Consider the following 8,366-nt stretch of genomic DNA (forward strand, 5'->3'; position numbering starts at 1 on the left):
CATGGAAATTGGATTTCGAACCGATGTCGGTCGCAAGCGTAAGAGTAATCAGGACGCTGTAGGTGTTTTCCAAAATCAAGAAAAGGTACAACTCGCAATTGTTGCAGACGGGATGGGAGGCCATCAAGCGGGTGACGTTGCCAGTCATTTAACTGTTTCCGATCTTGGAAACGCCTGGGAGAACTCCAACTTAACCGAGCAAGAAGATGTTATTCAGTGGTTGTTGAAACAAATTCAGCAAGAAAATGAAGAAATCTTCGAAAAAGGGCAAGAAGACCCAAGTAAAGCGGGAATGGGCACAACGATTGTGGCAGTGGTGATCATTGATCAAACCGTATTACTGGCTCACGTCGGTGACAGTCGATTCTATTTAATTCGCAATGGCAAAATCAAGCAAATTACAGAAGATCATTCATTGGTTAATGAATTGGTCAAAAGTGGTGAAATTACGCCGGAGATGGCCAGCCATCATCCTCGTAAGAATGTACTGGTGCGGTCAATCGGCATACCAGGAACGGTTGAAGTTGATTTGACAGCCTTAGAAGTAACAGTCGGAGACAAGTTGTTGCTTTGTTCAGATGGATTAACCAATATGGTTTCCGATCAAGAGATTATGACGATTATTGATCAGGCGGCGAATTTGGATGAAGCCTTAGATCGATTGATTGAAGCAGCAAATGAAGCTGGTGGAACAGATAATATTACGGTCTTGTTAATCGATTACAATGAGAAAGGTGAGGTTGCGAATGATTGATATCGGAAGTAAGATAAATGGCCGCTATAAAGTTATTGGCAACATTGGCAGCGGTGGTATGGCCAATGTCTTTCTTGCTCATGATTTGATTCTTGACCGTGATGTGGCTGTTAAAGTTCTGCGTTTTGATTTCCAGGACGACAAATCAGCCATTCGCCGTTTTCAACGGGAAGCCTTAGCTGCTTCTGAGTTGGTTCATCCCAATATCGTTGGTGTTTATGATGTTGGCGAAGAAGATGGTATGCAATACTTAGTGATGGAGTACGTAAGAGGAACCGATTTAAAGAAGTATATAAAAAATAATTTCCCTTTGCCTTTTGAGAACGTGGTAATTATTATGCGTCAAATTTTATCGGGCATTTCTTTAGCCCATCAACATCGGATTATTCACCGGGATTTAAAGCCGCAAAATATTTTGATGGATGAAGATGGCAACGTGAAAATAGCGGACTTTGGGATTGCGATTGCATTGTCAGAGACCTCTTTGACACAGACCAATACCTTACTTGGGTCGGTTCACTACTTATCACCTGAGCAGGCCCGTGGAAGTATGGCAACCCGTCAGTCGGATATTTATGCTTTAGGGATTATTTTATATGAACTGTTGACAGGCTCTGTTCCTTTTGAGGGCGAGTCAGCCGTTTCGATTGCTTTAAAACATTTCCAAAGCGAAGTGCCTTCTGTTCGCGAAGTTAATCCGGCGATTCCCCAAGCTTTGGAAAATGTGGTGTTACATGCCACTGCCAAAGAAGCGATGGACCGTTACGTGTCGGCAGATGAGATGGCCCAAGATATTGGTACCTCATTGTCGCCCGATCGTTACGGAGAACCTCGTTACGAACCAAAGGCGATGATTGAAGAAACAAAAGTATTAACGCCTTTAACAGACAGTGATATGCCAGAGGCTTTTAAAAACATGGATGGTCCTGCAGAAGTTGAAGCAGAAGAAGTCGATGAGCCAGAAGAACCTAAGAAAAAGAAAAGTCGCAAGAAAATTTGGATCATTGCGTTGGTCCTGTTGCTAGTAGTCGGCGGCGGTGCGATCGCTTTAGCCATGATAGGCGGTTCGAAAGAAATTTTAGTGCCGGATGTTAGTGGCATGAGTCAGACTGAAGCGATCGAAGCGTTGGAAGCAAAAGATTTTAAGATTAATCCCGATGTTAAGGAAATTTCTAATGATAAAATTGAAGAGGGCAAGGTCGTTAAAACGGATCCCGAAGCGTTAAGGCCTGTAAAAAAAGGGATTGATATTACCCTTTACATCAGCTTAGGGTCAAAAAAAGTTGATATGCCTGATTTGGAAAATGAAACCTATAATGATGCTGTTAGAACCTTGGTTGATTTAGGATTCAAGGAGAGTCAAATCTCTAAAAAAACAGTTGAGAGTGAAGAGGTTGAAAGTGGCAAAGTAATCTCTCAAACGCCAAGAGCAAATAAGGAAGTTGACCCATCTAAAGATGTGGTGGAATTAACGGTTAGTGAGGGGCGTGGTAGTTTTGAGTTGCGGAATATCATTGGATATGACAAGAAAAGTGCTCAGGATTATCTCTACAATTTAGGTCTAAATCCGGTGGAAGTTAACGACTATTCAGATATTTATGCTGCTGGAACAGTTATTGATCAATCGCCACAAGGAGGCGCAACAGTCTCTGAAGGTGATACGGTCACCCTGACGATTTCACTTGGGCGTGCACCAGAGGCGTCAACAACACCGCCACCTAGTAGCACGAGTACATCAACAAGTACATCGGAATCAACCACGACACCAAGTTCAACGACAACACAACTTACGGAGACTCCTACAACGGACTCACCGCCTCCAGGTTAAAAAAAGCAAATCCGATTCTGGATTTGCTTTTTTAGTTGAGGTGGAGAACCATGAAAATGCCGTCGTAATAGTGGGCGTCAATTTTAAGGAAGTGGGGATAACGACCGATTTCTTTAAAACCAGCTTTTTGATAAAGGCGGATGGCCGCCTGGTTATCAGCTTTAACTTCTAAGTCAATTATTTCCAGTTCTTTGCTTTTAGCAATGTCGATTAAGCGATTTAGGACCTTAGAGCCGATTCCACGGTTCCAATGAGTGCGGCTAACAGAGATTGCCAAAGTAGTTCGGTGAGCCGCTCTGGGGCGATCAGAGCCATTTAAGGAAGAGACGCTGACTACTTGTTGGCCATCCAAAGCGAGAATCATGGTTGAATTGGTTCCTGCTACCATTTTTTTGATAATCGCCGCTTCTTCTGGAATGGTAGTATTGACAAAGGCATTTTCTGTAAATAGTAAATTGATACTTTCACCACCGATTTTATTCAGATAGTCAAGGATTGCTGCGGCATCGGCAGGCATTGCTTCGCGGATATGGATTTCAGACATAAATTTCCTCCCAAAACTATTATTTTTAACAGTATAGCTAAAGGATGAAAAAGATACAAGGTAAAATTTATTGCAAAGTTAGGGGAAATCTCTTGAATTATGAGCGAACATTCAGTAGAGTGAAACCATAGAGTGAAAATGGAGGTGCCATGTGACACAAGGTCAGATTAGAAAAGCACTAAGTGGGTTTTATTATGTCTATGCAGACGGTCAAACATATCAAACGCGTGCTCGGGGAAATTTTCGTAATCGGAATATTACACCATTGGTTGGCGATCATGTGATTTTTGAAAGCAGCAATATGACAGACGGTTATTTATTGGAAGTGTTGCCCCGTGAGAATCAATTGGTTCGACCAGCTGTAGCTAATGTGAATCAGGGCGTAGTCGTCATGAGCAGTATTTCGCCGAACTATTCGGCTAATCTGCTAGATCGTTTTTTAGTGACGCTGGAGTATGAGCGGATTAACCCGATTATCTATTTAACCAAAATCGATTTATTGGACGAAGTCGCCTATGAAGAGATGAAGCAAGTGAAGCGGGACTATGAAACAATCGGTTATCCTGTTATTTTACCTAAACCAGACAGCAATTGGGAGAGTTTGCGTGAAATTGAACGTTATTTTCCGGAACAATTGACGGTCTTTATGGGGCAGACAGGAGCAGGAAAGTCAACGCTCCTGAACCAGATTTCACCGGAATTGGCATTGAAAACAGGGGAAATTTCCAAGTCGTTAGGCCGTGGGCGACATACGACTCGTCATGTGGAATTAATTCCGTTAGTTGACGGATTAGTCGGTGATACACCAGGGTTTAGTGCCATTGACTTTTTAGAGATGTCAGCAGAAGAATTGACGGGTCAAATGCCGGAAATTGCTCGGGCAGCAGAAGGCTGTAAGTTTCGTGAGTGTAAACACAGGCAAGAACCTCACTGTGAAGTGAAGGCGCAGGTGGAAAGTGGCGAGATTTTAGCTAGTCGTTATAAACACTATTTACAATTTTTAGAAGAAATCGAAAGCCGTAAACCGATGTATGGTAAAAACAAAAAATAACGAAGAGGCAGGGAAAACAATGAAGATAGCACCATCAATTTTAAGCGCAGATTTTGCTAATTTAGAACGAGACATCGTGTTAGTTGAAAAGGCGGGAGCAGATTATATTCACGTAGACGTGATGGACGGACAGTTTGTCCCGAATATTACCTTAGGTCCAAACGTGGTGTCAGCGATTCGTCCAGTCACTAAATTGCCATTAGATGTCCATTTGATGATAATGAACCCAGAACGTTATGTGGATGATTTTGCTAAAGCGGGAGCGGACTTTATTGTGGTTCATCAGGAAAGTACACTGCATTTGCATCGAGTGTTACAAATGATCCGTAATGCTGGAGTCAAAGCAGGGGTCGTCATTAATCCAGCGACGCCAGTTTCGGCTATTAAAGAGGTCTTACCCATGGTGGATTTAGTTTTAGTGATGACGGTTAACCCGGGATTTGGCGGACAGGCCTTTATTCCTGAATGTCTAAGCAAAATTAAAGAACTAGCAGACTTGCGTAAAGAGCTGGAATTGTCTTATGAGATTGAAGTTGATGGTGGCGTAGCCCCTGAGACGGCTAAACTGTGTGCTGAGGCTGGCGCAGATGTTTTTGTGGCTGGATCTTACGTCTACAACTCAGACTCTCCTAAAGACCGTATACAAGCATTAAGAGATGCGATCGAGTAATGATTGAACAAGTGGTGATTGTAGCAGGTGGTGCCCCCAACTTGTGGCCAGAGATGGAAGGCTACCGTAAAGAGTCGACGGCGTGGATTGGCGTGGATCGTGGTGCTTATTATTTACTTGAAAGAGGTATTTTACCGAGGTTGGCTGTGGGGGATTTTGATTCACTATCAGCCAGTCAACTAGAAACGGTGGAAGCTATTGTAGAGGAAATCCATTATTCAATTCCGGAAAAAGATGATACAGACACTCAGCTGGCCTTGGTGTTGGCTTTGAAAGGCTATCCTGATGCGGAGGTTATCTTGATTGGCGCGACAGGCGGTCGTCTCGATCACTTTTTGTCTAACTTGTGGCTGCCCTTAGAGCCGCGGTTTCAATCCCAGTTGAGACGGATTAAATTATTAGATCAACAAAATTCCATTAGTTATTATTTGCCAGGTGACTATCAACTAACAAAAGAATCGGATAAAGAGTATTTAGCATATGTTTGTCTAACTGCCGTAGAGAAATTGAGTTTGTACGATGCCAAATATCAATTGACGAACTATCAAACGTCTTTACCCATGAGTTTTGCCAGTAACGAATTTATCGGTGAGACCAGTCATTTTTCATTTGAAAGTGGGATTGTTGCCGTGATTCAAAGTAAAGATTTGGCTTGAAATGAAAGAGAACACAAAAAACGGTCGGCAGATTTCTCTGGCGACCGTTTGGTTATATGTGATTAAACGCGTTCAACTTTACCTGATTTCAAAGCACGAGTTGAAACCCAAACTTTCTTTGGTTTACCGTCTACTAAAATGCGAACTTTTTGTAGATTAGCTTTCCAAGTACGTTTTGATGCATTCATCGCGTGAGAGCGTGTATTACCACTTCTAGATTTACGTCCAGTAATATAACATTCTTTTGCCATGTTTCTTCCTCCTTTGCTTTGATATTGGAGCCTTTAAGTTCTTTGCTCATACTAGAATAATTTACCATAAATAGGAAGTGAATGCAAGTGGAAAATGACGATAGTTGCAGAAAAAACTTATGAAAAGTAATGAAAACATGAAGAGAAAACGAGGTTTTACTGAGAAAAGAGTAGTTTTACTTTTAAATAGGTACTTCCTGTGATAAAATAATGAGAGAAATTGGGCAATTGTGCTCAAGTGTCCCCCCTCTTAGACGAATTAACAACGAGGGCGTGGATGCCTAAGTTCAAGACCTAAAGGAGGCTTAATCTAATGGCGGTAAAAATTAAAACACAAGCTGGTACAATCGAAATCAGCAATGACGTGATTGCAACCGTAGTAGGCGGAGCAGCAACCGATATTTACGGCATCGTTGGCATGGCTAGTAAAAACCAAATCAAAGATAACTTAAATGAAATACTTCGCAAAGAAAATTATTCTCGTGGTGTGGTTGTACGCCAAGAAGAGAACGGCGTCGCGATTGATGTTTACACAGTCGTTAGCTATGGAACAAAGATTTCAGAAGTCAGCCGCAATGTTCAGGAAAAAGTGAAATATAACCTTGAAACAATGTTAGGCGTGTCAGCAAATTCTGTTAACGTATTTGTTCAAGATGTTCGTGTACTGCCAGACTAGAGGTCTGCAGTTTATTCTTAAGGAGGATAATTAAGTGAAAGTAACAGCAATTAACAGCGGACAGTTCCAGGCGATGGTTCAAGCCGGAGCCGAACGTTTGGATAAAAATGCCGAATACGTCAACTCATTGAACGTATTCCCCGTTCCAGATGGGGACACAGGAACGAATATGAACTTATCAATGACTAGCGGGGCAAAAGCTGTCACAACGAATGTCTCGGAAAAAGTCGGCGAATTAGCTCAAGCATTGTCAAAAGGACTTTTAATGGGAGCTCGTGGTAACTCGGGAGTTATTTTATCTCAATTGTTTCGTGGCTTTGCCAAGAAAATTCCCGATGTGGTGGAACTTAACGCTCAAGATTTGGCTGCAGCCTTTACACACGGTGTGGAAACAGCTTACAAAGCGGTGATGAAACCAGTTGAAGGCACTATTTTAACTGTCTCTCGTGAAGCAGCCCGTGCTGGTGAAAAGAAAGCGAAAGAAACCGATGACTGTGTCTTGGTTATGGAAGCAGTTGTGAAGGGTGCTAAACGTTCATTGGACCGTACACCAGACTTGTTACCAGTCTTAAAAGAAGTTGGTGTTGTCGATAGTGGCGGGCAAGGTCTGTTATTTATTTATGAAGGATTCTTAGAAGTTCTTTCAGGTAAAATCGTTGAAAACCCTGTTTATCAACCAAGTGCTGCCCAAATGACTGAAATGGTCAATGCGGAACATCACCGCAGTGTAGCGGGTCATGTGGCAACAGAAGACATTAAATTTGGCTACTGTACGGAAATCATGGTTCACATCGGTGAAGGTGAAACGGTTGATAGCGAATTTGATTACGATACGTTCCGCAATTATTTAAATGAATTAGGCGACTCGCTATTGGTCGTGGCGGATGATGAAATCATTAAAGTGCACGTTCACACAGAACATCCAGGTGAAGTCATGAACTACGGTCAGAAATTTGGCTCATTAGTGAAGATTAAAGTTGATAACATGCGTTTACAGCATGATACCTTATTGGAGAATGAAAAACCTGAATTACCAAAAGTAAAACAAGCACCGGCTCCCTTTGGTGTGATTGCCATCGCAGCAGGTGAAGGGGTTCAAGAATTATTCCGTAGTTTAGGCGCGAACTATATTATTAGTGGTGGTCAAACTATGAATCCAAGTACGGAAGATATTTTAAAGGCTATTGATGAAGTCAACGCTGAAAATGTGATCATCTTACCGAATAATAAAAACATCTTTATGGCAGCTGATCAAGCCGCTGAGGTGAGTGAATTGCCAGTCGTAGTTGTGCCAGCTAAAACAATCTCTCAAGGGATGACAGCTATGTTAGGTTTCAATGATCAACAATCTCTGGCTGACAACAAAGCAGCGATGATTGCTATGCTCGATGAAGTTAAGAGTGGCCAGGTCACAACGGCTGTCCGCGACACGACTATTGATGGTGTGGAAATTACCAAAGATGATTATATTGGTATGATTGAAGGCAAGATTGTCGTCTCTGAAAAAGAGCGTTATGACGCTTCAATTGTAACAGTAGCTAAAATGTTAGATGGAGACAGCGAAATCGTGACGATTATCGTTGGTGAAGATGGGACATTAGCTGAAGCGAAGAAAATTGAAGAAGGTATCTTAGCAATTGATGATGCCCTTGAGATTGAAATTCATGAAGGCGGTCAACCTGTTTACCCTTATTTATTCTCAGTTGAATAATCAATGACACGTTAAAGCCAAACGTAACTGTTTGGCTTTTTAACTAGAGAATGGGGAACGTACATTTGGTGATTATGTGAACCGCTAGATAAATCCCCTTAATTCAGAGGTAGTTGAACACGTGAGTGTCTTGTTAAAGCGAGGCGTGTAGATGGTTAGCGTACCGTTGTCCGCTAACGGAGTGAAGGCTAGTGTGATTATGTGAACCGCTAGATAAATCTGCTT

General features: G+C 42.1%; 9 protein-coding genes. 7 read left to right on the top strand and 2 right to left on the bottom strand.

Features of this window, described 5'->3' with window-relative positions; genetic code table 11:
• The first annotated feature begins 1 nt into the window (after nt 1).
• Both RWN13_RS14625 and pknB read left to right on the top strand, forming a co-directional pair.
• Nucleotides 2–754: a Stp1/IreP family PP2C-type Ser/Thr phosphatase gene (locus tag RWN13_RS14625; protein WP_314065110.1), complete on the top strand. Its 753-nt coding sequence runs from the start codon at nt 2–4 to the stop codon at nt 752–754.
• On the top strand, nt 747–2,582 hold the full coding sequence (pknB, locus tag RWN13_RS14630; RefSeq protein WP_314065113.1) for a Stk1 family PASTA domain-containing Ser/Thr kinase: 1,836 nt from the start codon (nt 747–749) through the stop codon (nt 2,580–2,582). The genes RWN13_RS14625 and pknB overlap by 8 nt, the downstream gene beginning before the upstream one ends.
• Before the next feature lie 31 nt (nt 2,583–2,613).
• On the opposite strand, the gene RWN13_RS14635 is transcribed toward pknB, so the two are convergent.
• Nucleotides 2,614–3,126, bottom strand: a complete 513-nt coding sequence (locus RWN13_RS14635) for a GNAT family protein (RefSeq protein WP_314065116.1) — start codon at nt 3,124–3,126, stop codon at nt 2,614–2,616.
• Between the two features lie 151 nt (nt 3,127–3,277).
• Here RWN13_RS14635 and rsgA point away from each other — a divergent pair, with 151 nt between their 5' ends.
• The 3 genes from rsgA to RWN13_RS14650 are packed head-to-tail and all read left to right on the top strand — an operon-like array spanning nt 3,278 to nt 5,503.
• Nucleotides 3,278–4,177 carry a ribosome small subunit-dependent GTPase A gene (rsgA, locus tag RWN13_RS14640; protein WP_314065118.1) on the top strand — a complete coding sequence of 300 codons (900 nt, stop codon included), beginning with the start codon at nt 3,278–3,280 and terminating at the stop codon, nt 4,175–4,177.
• A gap of 19 nt (nt 4,178–4,196) precedes the next feature.
• Nucleotides 4,197–4,847, top strand: coding sequence for a ribulose-phosphate 3-epimerase (gene rpe / locus RWN13_RS14645; RefSeq protein WP_314065120.1), 651 nt, complete (start codon nt 4,197–4,199; stop codon nt 4,845–4,847).
• Between the two features lie 2 nt (nt 4,848–4,849).
• Entirely contained in the window at nt 4,850–5,503 is a 654-nt protein-coding gene (locus tag RWN13_RS14650; RefSeq protein WP_314065133.1) for a thiamine diphosphokinase, read from the top strand.
• 62 nt (nt 5,504–5,565) lie between these two features.
• Here RWN13_RS14650 and rpmB read toward each other — a convergent pair whose 3' ends face one another.
• Nucleotides 5,566–5,754, bottom strand: a complete 189-nt coding sequence (gene rpmB / locus RWN13_RS14655) for a 50S ribosomal protein L28 (protein WP_209531254.1) — start codon at nt 5,752–5,754, stop codon at nt 5,566–5,568.
• A gap of 313 nt (nt 5,755–6,067) precedes the next feature.
• Between rpmB and RWN13_RS14660 the strand changes: the two genes are divergently transcribed.
• Both RWN13_RS14660 and RWN13_RS14665 read left to right on the top strand, forming a co-directional pair.
• Complete coding sequence (locus RWN13_RS14660) at nt 6,068–6,430, top strand: Asp23/Gls24 family envelope stress response protein (RefSeq protein WP_314065122.1); 363 nt, start codon at nt 6,068–6,070, stop codon at nt 6,428–6,430.
• 34 nt (nt 6,431–6,464) lie between these two features.
• Nucleotides 6,465–8,141, top strand: coding sequence for a DAK2 domain-containing protein (locus tag RWN13_RS14665; protein ID WP_314065124.1), 1,677 nt, complete (start codon nt 6,465–6,467; stop codon nt 8,139–8,141).
• Nucleotides 8,142–8,366 lie beyond the last annotated feature (225 nt).

Origin of the sequence: uncultured Vagococcus sp. (assembly GCF_963518325.1) — a bacterium.
Lineage (GTDB): Bacteria > Bacillota > Bacilli > Lactobacillales > Vagococcaceae > Vagococcus_D.